The following is a 22,545-nucleotide window of genomic DNA, read 5'->3' as shown; positions in this document are numbered from 1 at the left end:
CTAGCAAGGAGCTGAGATGCAGTCAGTTCAAGGTGCAGAACTTCTCGATTCACCTGAAGAAAGTTCGAAATTAAATTATCGTAAGTGGCTTAAGTGGTCACTGCTAGGCATGATCGGTACGGTTAACGGTTATGCTACTGTCTTAATGTACGCACAGGGTGAGATTCCCTTCGCGCTTCTTACCGTTGTTCTAACAGCTCTTGCTCTTTATATCTTTGGTAGTAAGAAAACATACGCCCATCGCTACATCTATCCTGGCGTAGCCGGGATGATTATTTTCGTTATCTTCCCGCTGATTTATACGGTCGGACTGGCCTTTACCAACTATAGTGCCTCCAACCAGTTGTCTCTAGAGCGTGCGCAGACTGTTCTGCAGCAACGGTCTTTCTTGTCAGGGGAAAGCTACGGTTTTGATTTGTACAAGGTTGATAACGGTCACCAGCTAATCATTAAATCCAATGGCGACCTATTGGCCTCTGAGGTATTCGATATCTCTAATCCGCCTGCTGAAGAGCAAATGAACCTGCGTCAGGTTGACGCGGTACAAGGCGAGAAAGAAGTTATCCGTACTATCGTGCAAAACCGCTCTAACCTGAATAAGGTTGAGCTGGAAATGCCTAGCGGCGAACACATCCGCATGAGTGGCCTACGTAAGTTTGCAGCTGAAACGCCGTTGTTTACTCTTCAGGAAGATGGTGAGTCGCTACTAAACAACCAAACGAACCAACTGTTTAAGCCAAACTACGAGATTGGTTTCTACCAGCCTGTTGATGCAAACGGTGAGTTCATTGAAAAACCAATTTCACCAGGATTCGTCGTCGGCGTTGGCTCAGCTAACTTTGAGCGTGTTCTAACTGATGACGGCATCAAGGAACCATTCGTTGGTATCTTCATCTGGACGGTTGTCTTTGCCTTCTTGGCCGTTGCCCTGACACTGGCTCTGGGTATGATCCTCGCTGTTATCGTACAGTGGGAACCACTAAAATTCAGCGGCGTTTACCGTGTATTGCTTATACTTCCATATGCGGTGCCATCATTTATCTCGATTCTGATCTTCAAGGGTTTGTTCAACCAGAGTTTCGGTGAGATAAACATGTTGCTTGAAGCCATGTTCGGGATTAAGCCTTCGTGGTTCTCAGATCCAGTTATGGCCCGCGTGATGGTAGTTATGGTTAATACCTGGCTTGGTTTCCCTTACATGATGATTCTATGTATGGGCCTATTGAAGTCGATTCCTGAAGATTTGTATGAAGCGTCTGCCATTGATGGTGCAGGCCCTATCCAGAACTTCTTCAATATCACGCTACCTATGTTGATTAAACCGCTAACGCCGCTACTGATTGCAAGTTTCGCGTTTAACTTCAACAACTTTGTAATGATTCAACTATTGACCTCTGGTGGTCCAAACATGGTCGGTACCTCAGAGCCAGCGGGTTACACTGATTTGCTAGTAAGTTATACCTACCGTATCGCGTTCGAAGGCGGCGGTGGTCAGGACTTCGGTCTAGCCGGTGCAATCGCAACAGTTATCTTCCTATTGGTAGGTGGTATGGCACTACTTAACCTGAAATTTACCAACACTAAGCTTGAGCAGGACTAAGGAGAGACGTCATGCCAATGGTTCAACCTAAGTCATTAAAATATCGGGTATGGGCAACACACATTGGATTGTGTTTGTTCCTAGCAGCAACAATTTTCCCGCTACTGATGATTGTTGCCATCTCTCTGCGTGAAGGTAACTTTGCAAGCGGTGAGTTGATTCCAAGTAACCCAACGTTAGATCACTGGCGATTAGCCCTTGGCTTCTCAGTGACTAACAGCGACGGTAGCGTGACACCACCACCATTCCCAGTACTGCTGTGGCTATGGAACACCGTTAAGGTGGCAGGTATTACCTCTATTATCATCGTTGCACTTTCAACTACCAGTGCTTATGCGTTTGCCCGTATGCGTTTCAAAGGTAAGAGCACTATCCTTAAAGGGATGATGATCTTCCAGATGTTCCCTGCGGTACTTGCTCTGGTTGCCTTGTATGCCTTGTTTGACCGTCTGGGACAATACATCCCATTCTTGGGCCTAAACACCCACGGTGGTCTGATTTTCTCTTACCTTGGTGGTATTGCCCTGCATGTTTGGACAATTAAGGGATACTTCGAAACTATTGATGGCTCCTTGGAAGAAGCGGCTGCACTGGACGGTGCAACACCATGGCAGGCATTCCGCCTAGTATTGCTGCCGCTGTCTGTACCAATTCTTGCTGTAGTATTTATCCTGTCGTTCATCGGTGTGGTAACAGAAGTGCCGGTAGCGTCGCTACTACTAACAGATGTCAGTAACTACACGCTCGCTGTTGGTATGCAGCAGTACCTATACCCGCAAAACTACCTATGGGGTGACTTTGCAGCGGCCGCGGTACTATCAGCAATTCCAATTACGACAGTGTTCCTACTGGCCCAGAAGTTCTTGGTTGGTGGCCTGACAGCCGGTGGTGTAAAAGGCTAACACTTTTCATTGAACCGAAAGAAAAATCAAACCGGGTGCTTAGGCACTCGGTTTTTTTTATACCTAATATGAATGTGGCTTTTCGTTTAAGCTAAACAGTCGTTTCTCATTAGTAATACGTGGCAAGTAATATAAAGCACTGCAAGTAGCACGTTGCTTTTACTTCAGATAATACCTGCTACGCTTTAGGAGTTGGTTTACGTTGTGAATAAACCCAAACACGTGGAGGCTTCTAATGAAAAAACTGCTTGTTTTGATGATGCTTGCTTTTTCTGGATTTACTTTCGCCAATTCTTCATCCGGCCATAGCGGTGGTAGCACAGTAACTGCGCCACAAATCATATGCATGTATGAAGGGAAGATACTTGGTGTAACCGCTATTCCTATCTATGAATGTACTAAGTTAAAAAAAGAGATGAAGGAAGGCGAGAATAAGTAATACTGCCTCGTTTTTATAAAAGTGATCATAATTATGGTCACTTTTTTATTTATAAAGTTTGAAATAATTACAAGCCTATTAAGCTGTTTTTAATGATTTTTTTATGTTTATTTTTGATTATTAATTGTCAATTCACTCAAGATTATAAATTTTGAATAAATGATGAATTTTAGTCATTTCCGCCATCTTATTTGTTTCACATTTCATTTGGGGCTGATAGAATCATTCTAGTGGGGCATAAAAGTGCCTCATGGAATAATAACAACACGCTTGTTTTCACTTAGGCAAGCGACTCCCGAGCTTAGTGCCTAACAATGGTTTGGCCGCCGATCTGTTAGGGTAAGCTAGGCTCCATACATCATTGGCGTTGCTGCATAGCTGGGCTTACTTTTTGTTAAGAGTAAGTTTTATTGGTAACCAAAACCCGACATTCCTGTTCGGGTTTTTTTGTATCTAGTCGATGGAGAGGTCGTTCTGAGAAAGGTAGGCTAGGCATGGAGTCGCTGGCAAACTTGATTTCTTCCATTAGATTTAGCACGGTATAGTGCCTTATCTGCCGCCTTCAACACTGAGTATGGGTTATCCATTTTGTGGTTATCAGAAACACCAATACTGACTGTAATATTGGTAGAGGCAATATCGGCATCCATTGAATGCTCACCTTTAGGATGATCCTGTACTTTTAGTGGGTAGGCTTCAATTTGCTTCCTGATTTGTTCTAAAAACCTCAAGCTATCGTTTTGTGTCCTGCCTTTAAAGATAATCGTGAACTCTTCCCCGCCGTAACGGTAGACCTTGGCGTTATTTGACTGTTTGGCAAGGATACTGGCAACAAGACGCAGCACATCATCTCCAGTGTTATGGCCATAGGTATCGTTGAATACTTTAAAGTGATCTATGTCGAGCATCGCAATTGAATAGGTACGTCCTAGGTGTTTAATTTCCGTATCCAGCGAGCGCCGTCCCGGTATCCCTGTTAATTGATCTATATAGGCGAGTTCATGGCTACAGCTGATCAGGTTTGTTAACAGCAGCAGTGACAGCACCGAATAGGCAACGCTCGAAATCATCGAGTAGTGAAAGAAAGTGAGGGTAAGCGCTGAGAAAAGTGTCCCGATAAATAATGCATGATCATGGGGGTGGTTTCGTTTGAAGACCAACATAGCATGAATAGTCAGTACAGCAATAAAGAGTAAAATGATGACAACTGGTAGTCTTGATATCAGTGGAAAACTAATCAGGTACTGTTGCCAGATAAGGGTTAAGTCAAAGCTTGCTAAAAGGTTTACGAGAAATACCGCCCCAATAAACTGCACAAGTACAGCACCTAGGAAAAAAACATTGGAGCGGGTCATTAAGCGGCGCTCAGGGAGTCGGTGAATCATAAGTAAATTCAACGGAAGAGCGACGGCAAGGACGGTATAAGCGAGTTTAGTAAACGGAATTGACAGTGGTGACTGTAACCAAGTTTGTATGATGTGGTAGCTAAACAGCAATAAGATGGCTGCCAGTGAAGTACGTGATTGGTTGAACAACTCCCCTAAGAAGACGGCAACAGGAAGCAGTATGTAGGGGAGAGACTTGACGAGAGCCTCATTTGTCGTGGAGAAAGGTGAAGCATGATGCAAACCAGCCAGCACAATAAGTGCCAATAGGACCGGAGCTCCAAATCGGAAAAAAGCATGTCGGCAGAGTGGGATTGAAAATAACTGCATTGCTTGCTGATGATACCTTTGCTCAAGTTGGATACGTTGAATCATTAAACGAGAACAGCAATTACCTCTTGTTGATTATATACACGGTGCGCCAGTGTGCATAGGAACATACGTTCTTATTATTTACAATTTATAGCACTGATTTATTAATGTTTATTGGGAAGGGACTTAAAATGAGAGCTAGGTATGAAGTGCCATAAAATTGACACCAGACTCTCAAGCCTAGTGTCAATTCTCTTGCGATTATTTACTTGATAAATGGAAAGAGCTTTTTCACTTCCTCTTCAGACAAACCTTCAACCCGTTCTATGTTTCGCTCAGGGATCCCTTCTGGGTCGGGATAATGCTTTAGGACTTTTTCCATACTATCCTCACGGATCAAATGGAAGATCGGGTAAGGTGAGCGGTTGGTCAGGTTTTCTGCGTCCTCGGGTTGAGTACCGTGGAAGCAATAATCTGGGTGGAAGCTGGCAATCTGGTAAGTGCCTTGATAGCCCATTTGAAAGATAAGGGCATCAATGAGATCGAGGTATTGATTGTAGTCACCAAAATCTTCGAACAGGTGAGGGGTTACGACCAAAGTCGTTTCCAACTCATCGACTGGCGTGCTATCGAGCTTTTGCAGCTGCTGGTAGATTTCCTCGAGTAGTACATCTTCACTGTTAGCTTCAGAGATGAAAATCTGGATTTGCTTGTTACGGTTAGGTTTAGCCGCAAACGGGCAAAGGTTGAGTCCGATGACAACATCTTCTAGCCATTGCTGGACTTGCTGGTGAACGAGTTCGAAATTTTGATTTTTCATAGCTGACTTATTGTTAGGCCACTGAGCAATGTGGCTTTTTGATTTATAGCGATAATTATATAAAAAAGGGCCAGCAAGCGCTGGCCCTTTGGTGTCTTTTGCTTAGAGCTTATTAAGCTTCAGCAGACTCTTCAGCAGGCGTATTCTCTGCTGCTGGAGCTGGGAATTGCTTAACAGGCTTGGCAACTAGTTGGCGAGTTGCTGTACGCACTTCAGCGATGTTGACCTCAAGCTGATCACCAAGCTGGTATTCTTTCACCTTGTCGATGTTCACAATGCCTAGCTCGCCGTTGCACTCGATACGTTCTTTGTTATCGAGGATCAATGGGGCAGGAATGAAGGCTGCAGCACCATTTTCAAGTAGGCGAACACGCATACCTGCACGGTTGATATCGAAGATCTCAGCGGTAAAGACTGTTGCCTCTTTCACTGCATCTTTCAGTAGTCGTACATATAGCCAGTCAGCAACATCACGCTCCGCCATACGATGGTTACGACGGTGCATGGCGATTTCTTCACCCACAGTGTCATCTGGTGTTTGGCTTGGTTCCAGACCCGAGATAACGGCTTTAAGCAGACGGTGGTTGATCATATCGCCATATTTACGAATTGGGGATGTCCACGTGGCGTAGACATCCAATCCCATTGCGTAGTGCGCAGCAGGCTTATTACCCACTTCACTGTACGCTTGGAACTTGCGTAGGCGGTTGTCTAAGTAAGTGCTGTCTTGAGCGTTTAGCCAGCGGCGAAGGGCACTGAAGCCTTCCAGCGTTAGCAACTGCTCTTTTTCAAACGGTGCTTCGGCTTCTGTGAGGAAGTCCATCGCTGTATCCAACTTCTCTGGGTTGAACCCGTTGTGGTAGTTGTAGACACCAAAACCGAATTTGTCTTGCAGAACGCGACCAGCACAAATGTTTGCGGTGATCATCGCTTCTTCGATCATGCGGTTTGCGGTACGGCGCGGATCGGTGTGGATAGCGATAACATCGTTATCTTCGCTTAGCTCGAAGCGGTAATCTGGGCGATCTGGGAATACGACCGCGTTAGCTGCACGCCAAGCGCTACGAGCATTAGCAAAACCGTGAAGGGCTTTGATTTGCTCAAGGATAGTGTCGTTTGGTGCCCAGTTTTCGCACTCACCGTTTTCAAGCAGATCAGACACATTGTCATAAGCCAAACGAGCTTGTGACTTAATCCATGCAGCAAAGAAATGGATATCGTCTTGGATAACGCCGTCTTTATCAATGCTTACGCGGCAGCACAGTGTTGGGCGTTTCTCGTCTTCTAGCAGCGAACACAGTTCGTCACTCAGTTCACGAGGTAGCATTGGGATGTTACGGCCTGGTAGGTAGATGGTGAAGCCACGCTCGCGTGCTTCTTTGTCCATCTTGTCACCGACTTCGATGTATGAAGTAGGATCAGCAATGGCGATGGTGATTTCAAAGCTACCATCTTCCTTGGCAACCGTGTAAATCGCGTCATCCATATCTTTAGTGGATTCACCATCGATAGTGATGAACGGAAGCTCGGTCAGATCTTCGCGCTCTAGGCCTTCTTCCAGCATCGACCAGCTTTCTTGCGGCGCTGGCTCGGCATTTGGAAGATCGTGACGCGCAAGCGTTACCCACCAAGGGGCAATCTTGTCATTGCTGTCTGTGATCTTTTCTTTGATTTCACAGAAGAAAGTCTTGTTGTCACCAACCAACGGGTGGCGTGTCATGTTGGCAACAACCCAGTCACCTTCTTTTAGTAACTCTGGGTTCAGTCCTTTGACAGGGCGAGCTTTAATAGCGTCTTTCAGCTGCGGGTGATCGGGAACAACATGCAGGCGATCACGGATAAGCTTCACTCGGCCAATAAAGCGAGTGATGAATTGCTCAATCAGTTCCTGCGGCTCTGCAACTTCACGTTCCTTTTCTGTACGAATGACCGCCATAACACGGTCACCGTGCATAACGTTTTTCATATAGTTAGGTGGAATGAAGAAGCTTTCCTTGTTGTCGACTTCGAGAAAGCCAAAGCCACGGTCAGTTGCTTTGATGCTGCCTTCTTTTTTAGGAAGTGTTTCCTGAATTTGTTTTTTAAGCTGTGCTAGTAAAGGATTATCTTGAAACATTATGCCCGGTCTCAGGTTGTTAACAGGCACACTATAAAGTTTTCAGCCCATAAAACCAAGCTCCAGACAAAATGTCACCAAATTGTCTTACTTCCTTTTTACCCATGCTGTTACTCAACAGACATATGATGGCGGTCGAAATAATACAAACCGAACTGCTTAAATTTATAACATGGGCTGCATTCCATAAATAAAGCAGGAGTCAACGTTCTGTGAATGGGATATAAGTGCCTTATCAAATGGTTGCATATGCTTGTCATTGCTTTGCTTCCTATAAATAAAGCGGCATAGCTGCTAAGACATGGCTAGGTATCAATATGAATAAAGAATCGAATAGGGAGCTGGATAAGCTAGTCGATCAACTTGTTCGGCAGGCCAACATGAGTCAGTGGTGTAAGGCATTATTAGGAAGACTCAAGGACGATTTCTACTTAAGTAACATGACCTTCATGATTGAGCAGGATAATGAAATCATGGCCGTTGCAAGTTGCGTGGAAAATACCTTTCAGTACTACTCCCCGGCATTACGTTTAGATGATTACAATGGCGTACCGCTGGGAGCGATTCAATTTGCCCGTGATAATGGCCAATTCGTCCGGACATATGTAAATCGGCCCTACAAAGCAATATGGTATGACGACAACGGTGATTGGTGTCAGCTTGTTTTGCCAATCGTTATGCACGAAAGGCCTGTTGGTTACATTTATGCCGAAACCAATAAACCCGAATACTTTGAAGCAAGAATTCAGGAGGTTGAACAGTTCTTCGCAGTGATTGCCTCTGATGTCAGTGCTCGGGTGCTATTGAAGGAATTGGACTCCCAGCATCAGTGCCGGCAAACGGCAGAAGCTGAGCTTGCTGATCGGAATAAGTCACTCAAGCAATATCTGAAGTTACTTAAGAACCTGCACGAACTGACGTTGGTCTTGTCAAAGGTCGATACCAACGATGAGCTGTTTAAGGCCGCAGTGATGTTAGGGCGCGAAAAACTGGATATTGACCGAATGGCTGTTTTTCTCATTGATTTTGAAAAAAATGAAATGCGGGGAACTTACGGTACCGATCCCGAGGGCCAGCTCGTTTGCCGACGTTCATTCTGTAGTGCAGTGCCAGATCACCCATTGGTCAATGAAGCTTTGAGCCGCAAGGATCATGTTGTCGTTAAGGAAAATGCCCCTCTTTATTACGGCACGCAACAAGTGGGTACTGGCTGGAATGCGATGATAGCCATGTGGAACGGTGATCGTTGCATTGGCTGGATCGCAGCCGATAACCTATTAAATCGCCAGCCTATTACTGAGCATGACAAACAAATATTGAAACTGTTTGGCGCGTCATTGGCTCAGCAGATTGTGATTCGACAACAAAATGAAGAGCTGAGGCAGTTGAACTCTGAATTGGAAGGGCGAGTAGCCCGTAGAACGCAGGAGCTAATGTCTACCAATGCCGCTTTAGAAACGGCAAATAAAAAGTTGGCGCTATGGTCAATGCAAGATGGTCTTACTCAGGTTTCAAACCGACGGTTTTTTGAAGAAAGTTATCGAGAAGCATGGTTGGAGGCATTGGAGGGCTCGACATCGCTTGGTGTCATTATGCTAGATATTGATCATTTTAAAGCATTCAATGATTACTATGGTCACTTGCAGGGGGATCAGTGCCTAAAACAAATTGCCCATATGTTGAAAATCATTACAGATAAAACCGATGGGGCTGTTTTGTCCCGGTTTGGCGGTGAGGAGTTTGTCTGTATATTACCTCGCTGTAGCCAGCAACAACTACAGGCACTCGCCAACAAAATGGTGACAGGGGCAAGGAAACTAAAGTTAACACATGAAAAAAGTGCGTATGGAGTTGTGACGTTAACTGCTGGTGGTTGTTGTATGGTGCCATCGAAGTCATCTCCTACCGATAGCACATATAAGGATATGGATAAAACTGCGCAACAAGTAGTGCAACCCGCAGTTTTGCATGGTACGGAATCGAGCGTGTTAATCAATAAAGCAGATATGGCTCTGTACCAAGCTAAAAAGGGGGGGAGAAATCAGGCCTATATCGTTGACGCCAAATCTTGCCTGCATGAACTCTAGAAGATATCACTGTTTTTATTAACTAAGTTCAGATTTTCTAAAGCGAAAATGAGGAAAGCCAAAATAAGTTGTATGAGATGGGTTACCTAAATAACCGGTTTGTACAAATAATAAGTGTTTGAAGAGTATTTTGTGACAGTGCTCAATTTTTTCTGGCTTTTTATCTTGTATTAGCGCACAATGCGCGCCTCTATAGTCGAGGCCCATGCTTGTGGTTGCTGTTGCAGAACCGTTTTATAGCCAAAGGGGCCCCGTTTCCGTTAGATCATTTATTGGGATCCCAATGCAAGAATCTGTTACAGAATTTCGCCAGTTAGAACTGGCCGACACACTACTATCCGCACTAGACTCAATGGGCTTCGTTGCGCCGACTCCTATCCAAGCGGCGTCTATTCCTCTTCTACTTACTGGTACTGATGCACTAGGTAAAGCGCAAACAGGTACAGGTAAAACAGCGGCATTCTCACTGCCTCTACTAAACAAACTGGATCTTGGTCAGCATAAGCCTCAGGCGATTGTAATGGCACCGACTCGCGAACTAGCGATTCAGGTTGCAGCTGAAATCAAGACTCTAGGTCAGAACGTTAAGGGCCTTAAGGTTCTAGAGATCTACGGTGGTGCTTCTATCGTTGATCAAATGCGTGCTCTTAAGAGCGGTGCCCACATTGTTGTTGGTACGCCTGGCCGTGTTAAAGACCTTATCACTCGTGATCGTCTACACCTTGATGAAGTACACACGTTTGTACTTGATGAAGCAGATGAAATGCTAAAAATGGGCTTCGTTGACGACGTGACTTGGATCATGGAGCAAGCGCCAGAAACAGCACAGCGTGTTCTGTTCTCTGCAACTATGCCTCCAATGGTTAAAGAAATCGTTGACCGTTTCCTACGTGAACCTGCGCGCATCGACGTTGCTGGTGAAAACCGTACTGTTTCTCAGGTTGAGCAGCAGTTCTGGGTTGTTAAAGGCGTAGAGAAAGACGAAGCAATGATGCGTCTTCTTGAAACTGAAGATACTGATGCGTCTATCGTATTTGTACGTACTCGTCAGGACACCGAGCGTCTAGCTGACTGGCTATCTGCACGTGGCTTCAAAGCTGCTGCACTTCACGGTGACATTCCTCAGTCTCTACGTGAGCGTACTGTTGATCACATCAAGAAAGGTGTTATCGACATCCTAGTAGCGACTGACGTTGTTGCTCGTGGCCTAGACGTTCCACGTATTACTCACGTATTTAACTACGACATCCCATTCGATGTTGAGTCATACATCCACCGTATCGGTCGTACTGGTCGTGCTGGTCGTACTGGTAAAGCGATCCTATTGGTTCGTACTAACCAGATCCGCATGCTACGTACTATCGAGCGTGTAACTAAGTCTCGTATGGAAGAGATCCAGCTTCCTCTACGTGACACTGTTGCTGAAGCACGTCTGAACCGTCTAGGTCAGGAGCTAGAAGCACAGAAAGAAGAATCAAGCCTAGAAGCGTTTGTTGAGCTTGTAGAGAAGCTACAAGAAACCATCGAAGTTGATGCTGCAACACTAGCTGCAATGCTACTTAAGCGCCAGCAGGGTAACCGTCCTCTGTTTTACAAAGGTCCAGACCCAATGATTGCTGCTATCGAGCGTGACAAGCAGCGTCGTGAGCGCCGTCGTGAAGACCGTGGTGGTGAGCGTGGCGAGCGCCGTGAGCGTCGTAACTTCAACACTGCTGACTGGGATACTTACCAGCTTCAGGTTGGCCGTGAGCAAGGTGTTCAGGTTAAAGATATCGTTGGTGCTATCGCAAACGAACTTGGCCTAAGCAAAGAGTTCATCGGTGCAATCAAGCTTGCGCCAGAGCACACTTACGTTCAGCTTCCTAAGAAGATGACAAGCGAAGTGGCAGCACAACTTAAGAAACTACGTATTCGTCAGAACGAAGCAAAAGCTGTAGTTGTGGCTGACGATGTACTGCGTGAGCACCGTCGTGGCGGCCGTGATGGCAACCGTGGTGGCTACCGTGGTAACCGCGATGGCAACCGTGACGGTAACCGTGAAGGCTTCCGCCCACGTCGTGACGGTGAGCGTCGTTTCGACCGCAACCGTGGCGGTGATAACCGTGGTAGCTTCCGTGGTGAGCGTAACCATGGTGCTCCTCGTCGCGACCGTAAGCCTCGCTTCGAAGACTAATCGACCTAGATTGCACAATCTAGTCAGATGATTTGAGAATCCAGTCCTGAAAAGGGGCTGGATTTTTTTATGCCTGTCAGTTTTCCCTTCTTTCAGTCATTCCAATGACTTATTATTAATACCGCTAAGTCTGTTTTTTGAGACAGAGATAATTGTTCCTTGTGGCACACCCTCTATACTTTCCCAAATGGTTTGTAATAGGGAACACCGACATGACACCAGAAATCTCAACATGGTTAGCACGGGACCCTGATCCGGTAACACGTGAAGAGTTGCAGCAATTAGTTGATGCCAATCGCCAATCAGAATTAGCTGATAGGTTTTCAACCCGCTTGGCATTTGGTACCGCAGGACTAAGAGGGATTGTTGGCGCAGGGCCAAACCGGATGAATCGGCTGGTTATCCATGAAACCGCATTGGGGCTTGGCAAATACCTATTGCAGGTGGATCCACTATCGGCGGAGAAAGGGGTTGTGATTGGGTATGATGGTCGTCCTGACTCACGCCAGTTTGCCCATGATGCTGCCTCAATGCTGACTTCATTGGGTATCAAGGTTTTCCTAACCGAAAAAGTCGCACCCACTCCAGTCGTTGCTTTTGGCGTCCGTCACTTACAAACAGCTGCAGGTGTGGTGGTAACGGCCAGTCATAACCCGCCAGCCTATAATGGCTTTAAGGTCTACTGGGGAAATGGTGCGCAAATCATCCCTCCTCATGACTCTGGGATTGCAGAGCAAATTGATATTGCCGCCACAGAAGATCTGCCACAGCACTCCATTGAAGATGGCGAGCGAGAAGGGCTGCTACATTGGCTTAATGGCGATTTCTATACCGAATACCGCAAAGCGCTCAATAATAGTGCATTACTGTCCAATCACAACGAACCAGAAGCGCTTAGCCTAGCTTACACGGCGATGCATGGCGTGGGGGCTGAGTTGGCTGAATCTCTGCTTGCTGATGCAGGGTTTACCAAGGTTTATAGTGTTGCTGCGCAGCGGGAACCCGATGGTGCATTCCCAACCGTTAATTTTCCTAACCCAGAAGAGCCGGGTGCGATGGATATGGTCATCGCCGAGGCAGATAAACACCAAGCGACTTTAGCTTGCGCCAATGATCCTGATGCTGATCGTTTTGCCGTTGCTGTGCGAACAGAGGAAGGTTCATATCAAATGCTAACGGGTGATCAAGTGGGCGTGTTGCTGGGGCATTATTTATTAACCCATGCGGCACCAACCCAAAATTTGGTGGGAACAACCATAGTGTCATCGACTTTGCTCAATAAGGTTGCCGAGTCGGTTGACGCGACTTTTTACCAGACCCTGACCGGCTTTAAATGGCTGACTAATGTTGCGATGGAAAAGCAGACAGAGGAGAGCCAGTTCTTGTTCGCCTATGAGGAAGCATTAGGCTATACCGTAGGTAATGTGGTGTGGGACAAAGACGGTTTATCTGCCCTCGTTGCCTTTGCCCAGTTAACGGCTGAGCTAGCTTCCAAAGGGAAAACGGTTTGGGACCAACTTGAGTCAATTTATCGCGAACATGGCCTGTATATCAATGCCCAGAGAAGTATTTCACTACAACCCGGTACACCTCCAATCGGAGACAGTTTGCGGGCTTCTCCACCAAGCCATATTGCAGGACGTGGAGTGGACATAGTCGATGATCTGAAAACATCAAAACGTACCCACTCGGATGGGCAAACGGAAGTGATAGATTTACCTCCGAGTGATGTTCTGATTTACCACTTGGATGATGATTCTCGAGTTGTTGTTAGGCCATCAGGTACAGAGCCTAAACTGAAATGCTACTACGAAGTTGTTGAAGCGATGAGCCACGAGGATTGTTTTAATCACGTGCAGCAACGTGCAGTAGAGGCGATGAATGATTTGATCACAAAACATCAGGCATCTTTAGGGTAGGACAGACTCCAGCCAGAACACATTTTCTTCGGTTCAGGGTTCTGGCTGGGCTGAATGCTTTCCCAGCAATCATAAGTCGGGATTGATTCTTTCGACTTGATGTGGGCTGTTAGCTCTTACGTTGCTCGTTAATTTCAGCGTAAGTGTGCAGCAAATCTGTCAGTACTTTAATCCAGCCAAATGCATCTGTAGGCGCGTTGATAAGCAGTTTCTCAACCTGCTCACAGTGCTGCTCGAGCGTAACTGCTTCCTCAAGGTTGAATGACATTGCATAGAAGTGCCATAAGATAAGGCGGGTCATGCGCTCCGTGTTCTGCTTGGCATTGTCTGATTCAGCAAAAGCGGCACTCACTTCACCAAGCGCAATGGCAGTCATACGCAGCATGGCATCAAATTGTGCCGATTTCATGCGATCTTCGCTGTCGATCTCTTCCTGTTCGAAGGTAAAGATCTCTTGCATCATATCTTCAGGCACCATGCGGCCGATCACTCGCAAGCTGAATTCTTCAAGCTCATGGCGTGGCATCGTCATCAGGCACTCTAGTTTATAATCGCGTTCCATTGTTTCTCTGCTTGGCTATCAGTTGTGGGGCGCGTATTTTGCTCGATTTTGCGCTTAATTTCCAGCGATGTAGTGGAGTTAGCTTTGTTTGCTAGGTGATGTGGTGATATGGAGGGTGTGAATGCTTTGACAGATTACTGACAAAGCATCTTGCACCTTGCGGTAAGGTCGGCGCGAATTTGTAACGAAAGCGACATTATGACCAAGCAACAGAAGCGTATTGAGCCTCAAATTACCGAGCTGGATATCCCATCATCTGAATCTTCGGCCCCAAAGAAAAGTGTTAAGCCTCGCCGCTCTTACCGTAAATTGAAATTTGCGCTACTGGGTGTCTGCCTGCTGACCACTGGTGGCATTGTTAAAATGGGTTTTGATATTAACGATGAGGTGACAGCAAAGTTCGAGGGGCAATTATGGCAACTTCCTTCTGTTGTCTATGCACGTGAACTATCGCTGCAGCCCGGTGTACTGGTCCGTTATGAAGACTTGGTCAATGAGTTGGAGGCGCTGAAGTACCGTAAGGTCAGCAACCCAACCCGTCCTGGTGAATATTCTACTAGCCGTCTAACGGTCGAAATGATCCGCCGTCCATTTGAGTTTCGAGATGGTCAGCAGGAAGCTAGGCATGTTGTTGTGAAGTTTGACTATTCCAAGGTCAAATCAATCACCGAGGTTGAGTCAAACCGGGAGCTTGGTTATATCCGAGTTGAGCCGAAGTTGCTTGGTATGCTCGAGGCGCAAACCGAAGAGCAGCGTATCTACCGACCGATGGATGAAATGCCCAAAGACCTAATAGGTGCACTGATTGCGACAGAAGACAGGGATTTCTACGAGCATGATGGAGTATCGCCTACGGCTATCGCGAGGGCTTTTATTGCTAACCTTAAGGCGGGTCGCACGGTTCAAGGGGGCAGTACGCTAACCCAGCAATTGGCCAAGAACATGTTCTTGACCAGCGAGCGCAGTCTTTGGCGTAAGGCTCGTGAAGCCTATATGGCGCTGATCATCGATTATCGTTACAGCAAAGATCAAATCCTTGATGCGTACTTGAATCAGGTCTATCTGGCACAGAGTGGCCGAGATGCCGTACACGGTTTTGAGTTAGGTTCGCGATTCTATTTTGGCTTGCCACTGTCTGAACTTCGAGTTGATCAGCAGGCCTTATTGGTTGGCTTAGTTAAAGGCCCGTCATATTACAATCCTTGGCGCTACCCTGAGCGAGCCAAGAACCGTCGAGACCTCGTGTTGCAGTTGATGTTTGAAAACGGGGTGTTGGAGCAAGAAGATTACCTTGCAGCTGTCGATAAGCCTCTTGATATCCAAGAAAAAGGCACTATATCAAACCGCCAGCCGGCTTATTTTGGCCAATTGCAACGAGAACTTGCGGCGAAAGTACAGAACTATCAGGCAGGTCAGGGACTGAGGTTATTCACAACGCTAGATCCTCGCTCTCAGGAAATGGCTGAGCAGTCAGTACGTAAAATTATTCCCAAGTTAGAATCAAAGGCAGGCGACCAACTTGAAACGGCTGTGGTTGTTGCTGATCGGGTCAGTGGCGAAATACGTGCAATGGTGGGTGGCTCTCGCCCGGGATATGATGGTTTTAACCGTGCGGTGGATGCAAAGCGTCAAATTGGCTCAGTCGTTAAACCGGCGGTTTACCTGGCAGCACTTGAGATGCCTAAGCGTTTTTCCCTTGCAACTAGCTTGCAAGACAGGCCATTGACGTTAAAAGGTCAAAATGGGGAAAACTGGTCACCACGAAACTATGATCGTCAATACCGTGGTGAAGTCCCATTGTATAGTGCGTTAGCGAAGTCATATAACATCCCGACAGTGAACCTAGGAATGGCTGTTGGCTTGGATGAAGTTATCGATACCATGGAAAAGCTAGGTATTGATAAAAATGAAGTACCTAAGTTGCCGTCTATGTTGTTGGGTGCATTTACTTTGACCCCGGTCGAAGTAACCCAGATGTATCAAACTATCGCCAGCGGTGGCCATAGAACGGAACTATCTGCATTGGGTGCGGTTGTTGATAGTGAAGGACAGATCCTCTATCAATCTTTGCCTGTGTCGACCCAAGCAGTATCGCTACAGGCGGCTTGGTTAACCATGTATGGCCTACAACGTGTGGTAAGCGAAGGGACAGGGCGTTATCTGAATTCTTTGCTGCCTTCTTCACGCCTAGCCGGTAAAACCGGAACCTCAGACAGAGGCCGGGACAGTTGGTATGTTGGTGTCGATGGCCGTGAAGTTGTAACGGTCTGGATGGGACGCGATGATAACAAGGCCGTTAAACTGACAGGTTCATCTGGCCCGTTGCGTTTGTATGCAGACTATATCCAGAGCCGGGATCCTGAGCCTTTGGTGTTACAAACCCCGGCTCAAATCGCTGATTTTGACTACTATCGGGATCAACGAGGTGTGCTATCACAAAGCTGTGTAGGCCAAACCCATTTGCCGGCCTGGGATCCTCAAGGCACACTGAAGCAAGGCTGTGTTAAGAAGGTTGAGAGTTTCTTCAAGCGGCTATTTGATTTTAATTAATCGCGCTGGTTAATAGCGAGAGAGTCAAACTATTGAATACCCCCTATCCATATATTGGCTTGGGGGTATTTTTGTATTGCTTTGCAAATAGCAAAAAACAGCCAATAGTTTATTGGGCGCTATAAAAAAATCAAATAAAACATGGCCTTACTTTAGTGTCTGAGTTGGCTTACAAATTGCCTAAATGTTCGTATAGATCAAAAGGAGTGGGCAATGAGTATAATCGCAGGCATTTTTTCTACAAACTGGACACCGGAACTGACCGCGGTCAAACACAATATTGACAGACACATATCTCGTAATCAGGATGATAGGCGAGAAATTTTCTCTGACTCCTCATTATTTCTTTGCCATGTCGATTATCAATGTTTCGGTAAGCCCGCAAAAGCCGACAATGAACGTAGCTTTGCTGTAACTGCGGGTCATCCATTGCTGTCTCAATGTGTTCAGCATGATTTGGAAACACTGACTGATAGTGCCAGCCCGGAAAAATTGTTGCTGGAAGGGGAAGGGACTTTTTGTGTTTTTCATTATCAAAAAGAACCACAAATTTTGTCGATATATACAGATAGCTTGGCGATAAGGCCATTTTATTTTATGCACTATCAAGGCGCGGTAGTATTTAGTACTTGCCTTCGGATATTCCCTGAACTCGGCGTTCCATTAGACAATAACTTAGAAACACTGACAGAAATAGCGACATTAGGTTATCCATTAGCGAGTAAAACGCCCTACAACCAAGTGATCGCGTCTCGACCAGGAGAAATGGTCGAAATCTCAAACCCGAAACTGATGGACGCTTCTGTAGATATTAAGCGACGCCGATACTTTTCCTGGGCTAATGCAGATATTGCACCTTGTTCTCTGGAAGAAGGGGTTGCACGCTTAGATATTGGTTTCAAACAGGCTGTAGAGCGATACCTAGGTTCGGATACTTCGACCATTAGTACATTATCTGGTGGATTGGATTCTCGCACTATCGCCACAGAATTGCAGCGTAGGGGCGTTGAACTAGAGTGCCTGAATTTCTCGCGTAATCACTCACAAGATGCCTCTTATGGTCAGGAGTTTGCAGCCCATCACCACATCCCCCTTCATAGTATTCGAGTGACAGATACCCAAGAGCTGACGGTTGAGCAAAGGCTTGGTAAGCATTGGCAATCAGAGTGCTTTGAATATTATGACAAACTATCCCGCCCTAGGCTTTTCTGGTCAGGAAATGGTGGCAGTGTCTGCGTGGGCCAAATCTATACCAGCGAAGCAATTGTCAAGGCGTGTGAACAAGAAGACCTTGAACAGTTGGTAGACTGTTATTTAGAGCAGCAGATGGCATATATTCCACATCGACTTATCAAGCAAGGCGCAATGTATCAGCAGCGATTGCGGGAGAATATAATCGATAGCTTCAGGGAGTATGCACACCTACCTTTGCTCAAAGCCTATCAACTCTTCTTGTGGGAAAACGATCAACACCATCATGTTGCTTTACCTTTTGAAGATATGGATCTCTTCCAACTGGACTTTTGCTTACCGTATTACAGCAAGTCAGTATTGAAAGCCATGTTTGCGATGGATACTCAGTGGGCATTGAAGCATGGCATCTATATGGAGTGGCTGCAACAATGTTATCCGCAAGCGTTACAAACGCCCTGGCAGACCTATCCTGGCCATATTCCATGCCCCATTGATGTGGATAAGCCGAAAGCGAGCCAATGGCAGTTTTCTTTACCGACAAAGACGAAAAACCAGTTGCTTAGGGAAGGTTTCTCGACAATTTTCAGTGAAAATGCCACTGTCTTCAATCGCTCGGTTTTAGGGGTGCAATGTCTATTAACAGCATTGCGGTTATATGACTGCACGCCCGGGTTGACAATGGTCAAGCGGATGAATACTTATATGCTTTGACTTGGGAAACGGATTGTTATCGGCTAGAATGCACCGCTTGTTAAAACGTTCGGAAAATATACATGCGATTACTGAAAGCAACCGTGCACCCTGATTTACAACATCTAGAAACGTCTGAACTTCATCGTAATACGTTTCACCGTAAGGCGGCACGGGGCATCATTCTCAATGGTGAAAATATCTTAATGCTGTATACCGAGCGTTATCACGATTACACCTTGCCTGGTGGTGGTATCGATGAAGGTGAAGATGCTATTGAAGGTTTGGTTCGTGAATTAGAAGAAGAGACCGGCGCACAGAACATTCGTGATATCCGTGAGTTTGGCCTTTATGAAGAATACCGCCCATGGTACAAGCCTGACTTTGATATAATGCACATGCACTCTTACTGCTATGTTTGCACTATCGATGAGAAACTCGGCGACACCAAACTGGAAGACTATGAAGTGAAAAACGGGATGAAGCCTGTTTGGATCAGCATCTTTGATGCGATTGCTCACAATGAACATACAATCGCCAACAGCGAAAAGAAAGGTATGTCTATTGAGCGTGAAACCTTCTTGTTGAAAACTATTGCCGCTGAGTTACTTGGGAAGGCAGTGCCGAAAGCGAGTCCTTTAGAATTAAAAGCGGCTAGCTAACCACATCGCATACTAAGCGTAGACAATGGATTTATCTTAGAACGGCCTCATATTGAGGCCGTTTTATTATTCAAAAATGTAAATCATGATTTTCTAGGCATGTTTTAATGTTTGGCTCAGGCTATTAGGGTGAGGTAGGAATACTTATTGGTAGTGTGATCATTCGCATGCTTAGTTAAATAGCGAAAATTAATTTCATAAAATTCCATTCATGGAGAAAAATTTGCTAATCATTGCTCTTGTTGCAGGGCAAATAAGAAAACATTTTCCTCAAGATAGCTGTACATTAACCTCATAAAGATAAGGGCTTATATCTCCTCATTTTGCATTTCAATAAGCCCGTAGCCCTACCTATTAGTATTAAGGTGATGAACATGAAAAAGCATCTATGGAATGGTTTCATTGAAACTGTTAAGCGTGAAGTAGTCCCGGCGCTGGGTTGTACCGAGCCCGTTTCTGTTGCTTTGGCTGCCGCTTTGGCGACGCGTGAGTTGGCGTGTACTCCGACTCAAATCGATGCTTATGTTTCTCCAAACTTGATGAAAAATGGTATGGGAGTAGGCGTACCTGGTACTGGCATGGTCGGTTTACCGATTGCAGCGGCTGTGGGCGCACTGGCGGGTGATGCCGATGCAGGCCTTGAAGTGCTGAAAAATATTACTTCAACAGACGTTGAAAAAGCCAAATTAATGCTGGATAGCGAATCAGTATCTGTAGGCGTTGCTAATGTTAGCAATATTTTATTTGCCAAAGTGACCGTCAGTAACGGTGCTGACTCCGTAACAGTGATTATTGCTGATAGCCACACACGTGTTGTTTCTATTGAAAAAAATGGTCAGGTTTTATTTATCGCCGACCAAACAGGCTCAGCTCAACCTGCGGTAAAACAGAATATTTTCGAGCAAGCAACCGCTCACGATATTTTCGAGTTTGCTTTGAATGCGCCAATTGAAGAGATTGATTTTATTTCTCAAGCTTACGCGCTGAATGATGAACTATCAAAAGAAGGTTTGACTGGTAAATACGGTTTGCAAATCGGGGCAACATTCCAACGAAATGTTGATCGTGGCTTGCTGACGGGTGGCCTTTTGACGGATATTCTTCGCCGAACATCAGCGGCTTCTGATGCCCGTATGGATGGTGCAATGAAGCCAGCAATGAGTAACTCAGGTTCAGGTAACCAAGGTATTGCAGCAACGATGCCGGTCGTAGTAGTGGCAGAGCATGTAAAAGCGGATCATGAAACGACAATTCGTGCGCTAATGATGTCACATTTGATGGCTATTTATATCAAGAGTTACCAAAACAAACTGTCTGCCCTTTGCGGTGCTACCACTGCTTCAATGGGGGCAGTAGCCGGGATGACCTGGTTGCTCGGTGGCCAGTTTAGCCATATTAGCAATGCTATATGTAGCATGATCGGTGATATCACTGGCATTATTTGTGATGGTGCTAAAACAAGTTGTGCAATGAAAGTATCATCGTCTGCCAGTGCAGCTATTAAAGCCGCGTTAATGGCTCTTGATGGCATTCGAGTCACAGGTAATGAAGGGATAGTTGCAGATGATGTTGATGCTTCCATTCGTAATATGTCAGCACTAGCCAACGGCGCAATGACCCAAACCGATGTTCAGATCTTGGAGATCATGGTTCACAAATGATTGCTAACTAGTGCATCACAAATATTGAAAAAGGGCACTAAGGTGCTCTTTTTTATCCCTTGAATATGGCTTGTGGTGAAGTGGATCTGACTTCTGAAAAACTTGAACCTGGTGTCAATGACTTCATCCTGGCAATGAAATCAAGCCGAATTTTGGTGTATTGGTATTGGGTTTTACAAACCAGCCATTCAGAGCGGTCTGGATGAATCTCTGTGTTGATACATTGGCCTTCTACAGTGCTGTCATCCGTGAGCTCAAGCAGGACGTCATAATGGGCATCACAAGCTTGTTCGAGATAATTTTGCAACCTGTAGTCTATGGGTTGGTATCTATTGGTCATAACGCGGTCTCTGTAATTAGGGGCTGCGTTTTTGTTTTGGCCCCAAGTTGAGTTGAAGTTGGATCAAGATTCCACAGCCACCACATAAAAGCGTAGTTAAGAATGAGAATCTCGCTTAAAACTGAAACAACTTGAAATGATTTAATGAGTGAATAATCGTTTAGGGGTAGAGGCCACTACCCAATCGTAGTGACCTCTGGGGGAAGATTAAACAGCGATACTTGCTGGTTGTAGGTACTGCTGCCACGCATCGTGATAAAGTGACTTCGACGTAGCGCGTAGTTTGTTAATTTGAGCAATTTCAAATTCGCTTTGTGGACGGCTCTGGCTCAGTGCCGTACGCTCAATATGCTGAATCTGCTCGTAAATCTTGTGTTCTTCACCATTTTTTACATCAGAAATGGCATCTAGGTGTAACTGAACCTCAGCAATTAACTCCGAGCCTGGTAGTTGAACCAGTAGTTTCAAATCACGGTAACCTGAGTCTGTTGGCGACTTAAAGCGGTTTTTAACCGATACAATGGTCGCCTCTTTACTAATGAGCTCGTAGGCATGAACCAGACCTGAAATATCTTCAGCGACTAGAGATGCACGGGCAAGGTCAGTAATCTTGCTGGCATCGCCATTAAGTTCGGTAGCGATTTTCTTTTCTGCTCGCTCACGTGACTTAACATCAGGCATCACGATATTGGTATTTGTCATCAGACCCACTTCATTCATCAGGTTTGCCAGTTCCTGTTGGGCAGAAGGGGCTACTTTGTATAAATCTTCAAAATTTTGGTGTGGCTGCTGAATATCAGCAGCGCGCCAGCTCTCAATGCTATAAAGACCGCTCAGGCTTTTTTGGAACGACTTTTTACTGGCTTCTGAATGCTTTGGTGATACCTCATAATCTTGTCCAGAGTAGTCTGCCATCAATGGTGTTGCCATCGCTGACCCACGGGTCAGGAAAAACAGAACAAAACACGTTCGAAGTACAGATTTCAAATCCATCAAACAACTCCTTGGTTGCCCGATCAGATCGGGCATCATACGTAAAAAGGTGCATCTCAGCGGGTAAGACCTGCTCAGAAAAAGCGACGTATTTATTTGAGTTGCTAGCTACTCTACGCTTGCTAGATTAGCAAAGTTAT

At 45.8% G+C, this 22,545-nt stretch carries 16 protein-coding genes; 10 read left to right on the top strand and 6 right to left on the bottom strand.

From position 1 onward, the window contains the following. The first annotated feature begins 16 nt into the window (after positions 1–16). The 3 genes from malF (at position 17) to C9J01_RS05485 (ending at position 2,941) form a co-directional block, all read left to right on the top strand. Positions 17–1,600 (top strand): maltose ABC transporter permease MalF, encoded by a 1,584-nt coding sequence (gene malF / locus C9J01_RS05495; RefSeq protein ID WP_107297075.1) that lies wholly within the window; start codon positions 17–19, stop codon positions 1,598–1,600. 11 nt (positions 1,601–1,611) lie between these two features. Further along, positions 1,612–2,502 (top strand): maltose ABC transporter permease MalG, encoded by an 891-nt coding sequence (malG, locus tag C9J01_RS05490; RefSeq protein ID WP_107297074.1) that lies wholly within the window; start codon positions 1,612–1,614, stop codon positions 2,500–2,502. Between the two features lie 235 nt (positions 2,503–2,737). Next, a complete protein-coding gene (locus tag C9J01_RS05485; protein ID WP_107297073.1) occupies positions 2,738–2,941 on the top strand; it encodes a hypothetical protein in 204 nt (67 codons plus the stop codon). Between the two features lie 488 nt (positions 2,942–3,429). Here the strand turns inward: C9J01_RS05485 and C9J01_RS05480 are convergent, their stop codons facing one another. From C9J01_RS05480 to C9J01_RS05470, 3 genes are all read right to left on the bottom strand, one after another. Then, positions 3,430–4,593, bottom strand: coding sequence for a GGDEF domain-containing protein (locus tag C9J01_RS05480; protein ID WP_158264490.1), 1,164 nt, complete (start codon positions 4,591–4,593; stop codon positions 3,430–3,432). A gap of 310 nt (positions 4,594–4,903) precedes the next feature. Next, positions 4,904–5,458 carry a DUF1415 domain-containing protein gene (locus C9J01_RS05475; RefSeq protein ID WP_107297071.1) on the bottom strand — a complete coding sequence of 185 codons (555 nt, stop codon included), beginning with the start codon at positions 5,456–5,458 and terminating at the stop codon, positions 4,904–4,906. Between the two features lie 112 nt (positions 5,459–5,570). Next, positions 5,571–7,574, bottom strand: a complete 2,004-nt coding sequence (locus C9J01_RS05470; protein WP_107297070.1) for an exoribonuclease II — start codon at positions 7,572–7,574, stop codon at positions 5,571–5,573. 317 nt (positions 7,575–7,891) lie between these two features. On the opposite strand from C9J01_RS05470, the gene C9J01_RS05465 reads away from it, so the two are divergent. The 3 genes from C9J01_RS05465 (at position 7,892) to C9J01_RS05455 (ending at position 13,753) form a co-directional block, all read left to right on the top strand. Further along, on the top strand, positions 7,892–9,661 hold the full coding sequence (locus tag C9J01_RS05465) for a diguanylate cyclase domain-containing protein (RefSeq protein ID WP_107297069.1): 1,770 nt from the start codon (positions 7,892–7,894) through the stop codon (positions 9,659–9,661). A 283-nt stretch (positions 9,662–9,944) separates the two neighbouring features. Next, on the top strand, positions 9,945–11,834 hold the full coding sequence (locus C9J01_RS05460; protein ID WP_107297068.1) for a DEAD/DEAH box helicase: 1,890 nt from the start codon (positions 9,945–9,947) through the stop codon (positions 11,832–11,834). Positions 11,835–12,046: 212 nt separating this feature from the next. Then, positions 12,047–13,753 (top strand): phospho-sugar mutase, encoded by a 1,707-nt coding sequence (locus C9J01_RS05455; RefSeq protein WP_107297067.1) that lies wholly within the window; start codon positions 12,047–12,049, stop codon positions 13,751–13,753. Positions 13,754–13,862: 109 nt separating this feature from the next. Here the strand turns inward: C9J01_RS05455 and C9J01_RS05450 are convergent, their stop codons facing one another. Beyond that, positions 13,863–14,315: an exoribonuclease R gene (locus tag C9J01_RS05450; protein WP_107297066.1), complete on the bottom strand. Its 453-nt coding sequence runs from the start codon at positions 14,313–14,315 to the stop codon at positions 13,863–13,865. A gap of 198 nt (positions 14,316–14,513) precedes the next feature. On the opposite strand from C9J01_RS05450, the gene mrcB reads away from it, so the two are divergent. From mrcB to C9J01_RS05430, 4 genes are all read left to right on the top strand, one after another. Further along, entirely contained in the window at positions 14,514–16,865 is a 2,352-nt protein-coding gene (gene mrcB / locus C9J01_RS05445) for a penicillin-binding protein 1B (protein WP_107297065.1), read from the top strand. Positions 16,866–17,078: 213 nt separating this feature from the next. After that, on the top strand, positions 17,079–18,770 hold the full coding sequence (locus tag C9J01_RS05440) for an asparagine synthase-related protein (RefSeq protein ID WP_107297064.1): 1,692 nt from the start codon (positions 17,079–17,081) through the stop codon (positions 18,768–18,770). 62 nt (positions 18,771–18,832) lie between these two features. After that, on the top strand, positions 18,833–19,411 hold the full coding sequence (locus C9J01_RS05435) for an NUDIX hydrolase (protein ID WP_107297063.1): 579 nt from the start codon (positions 18,833–18,835) through the stop codon (positions 19,409–19,411). 374 nt (positions 19,412–19,785) lie between these two features. Then, positions 19,786–21,072 (top strand): L-cysteine desulfidase family protein, encoded by a 1,287-nt coding sequence (locus C9J01_RS05430; RefSeq protein ID WP_107297062.1) that lies wholly within the window; start codon positions 19,786–19,788, stop codon positions 21,070–21,072. Positions 21,073–21,124: 52 nt separating this feature from the next. Here C9J01_RS05430 and C9J01_RS05425 read toward each other — a convergent pair whose 3' ends face one another. Both C9J01_RS05425 and C9J01_RS05420 read right to left on the bottom strand, forming a co-directional pair. Next, complete coding sequence (locus C9J01_RS05425) at positions 21,125–21,412, bottom strand: Rho-binding antiterminator (RefSeq protein ID WP_107297061.1); 288 nt, start codon at positions 21,410–21,412, stop codon at positions 21,125–21,127. 207 nt (positions 21,413–21,619) lie between these two features. After that, positions 21,620–22,399 carry a RelA/SpoT domain-containing protein gene (locus C9J01_RS05420; RefSeq protein WP_201797803.1) on the bottom strand — a complete coding sequence of 260 codons (780 nt, stop codon included), beginning with the start codon at positions 22,397–22,399 and terminating at the stop codon, positions 21,620–21,622. Positions 22,400–22,545 lie beyond the last annotated feature (146 nt).

The organism is Photobacterium rosenbergii (assembly GCF_003026455.1).
GTDB classification, from domain to species: Bacteria; Pseudomonadota; Gammaproteobacteria; order Enterobacterales; family Vibrionaceae; genus Photobacterium; species Photobacterium rosenbergii.
The sequence above is the reverse complement of the archived record's forward strand: the minus strand, read 5'-3'. Positions and strand labels throughout refer to the sequence as shown.

What these genes read in the sequence shown, in the direction of transcription:
- C9J01_RS05455 (WP_107297067.1), top strand. Translation starts at nt 12,047, where the DNA reads ATGACACCAGAAATCTCAACATGGTTAGCACGGGACCCTGATCCGGTA.
- C9J01_RS05450 (WP_107297066.1), bottom strand. Translation starts at nt 14,315, where the DNA reads ATGGAACGCGATTATAAACTAGAGTGCCTGATGACGATGCCACGCCAT.
- C9J01_RS05435 (WP_107297063.1), top strand. Translation starts at nt 18,833, where the DNA reads ATGCGATTACTGAAAGCAACCGTGCACCCTGATTTACAACATCTAGAA.
- C9J01_RS05430 (WP_107297062.1), top strand. Translation starts at nt 19,786, where the DNA reads ATGAAAAAGCATCTATGGAATGGTTTCATTGAAACTGTTAAGCGTGAA.
- C9J01_RS05465 (WP_107297069.1), top strand. Translation starts at nt 7,892, where the DNA reads ATGAATAAAGAATCGAATAGGGAGCTGGATAAGCTAGTCGATCAACTT.
- C9J01_RS05440 (WP_107297064.1), top strand. Translation starts at nt 17,079, where the DNA reads ATGAGTATAATCGCAGGCATTTTTTCTACAAACTGGACACCGGAACTG.
- C9J01_RS05475 (WP_107297071.1), bottom strand. Translation starts at nt 5,458, where the DNA reads ATGAAAAATCAAAATTTCGAACTCGTTCACCAGCAAGTCCAGCAATGG.
- C9J01_RS05485 (WP_107297073.1), top strand. Translation starts at nt 2,738, where the DNA reads ATGAAAAAACTGCTTGTTTTGATGATGCTTGCTTTTTCTGGATTTACT.
- mrcB (WP_107297065.1), top strand. Translation starts at nt 14,514, where the DNA reads ATGACCAAGCAACAGAAGCGTATTGAGCCTCAAATTACCGAGCTGGAT.
- C9J01_RS05470 (WP_107297070.1), bottom strand. Translation starts at nt 7,574, where the DNA reads ATGTTTCAAGATAATCCTTTACTAGCACAGCTTAAAAAACAAATTCAG.
- C9J01_RS05460 (WP_107297068.1), top strand. Translation starts at nt 9,945, where the DNA reads ATGCAAGAATCTGTTACAGAATTTCGCCAGTTAGAACTGGCCGACACA.
- C9J01_RS05425 (WP_107297061.1), bottom strand. Translation starts at nt 21,412, where the DNA reads ATGACCAATAGATACCAACCCATAGACTACAGGTTGCAAAATTATCTC.
- malG (WP_107297074.1), top strand. Translation starts at nt 1,612, where the DNA reads ATGCCAATGGTTCAACCTAAGTCATTAAAATATCGGGTATGGGCAACA.
- malF (WP_107297075.1), top strand. Translation starts at nt 17, where the DNA reads ATGCAGTCAGTTCAAGGTGCAGAACTTCTCGATTCACCTGAAGAAAGT.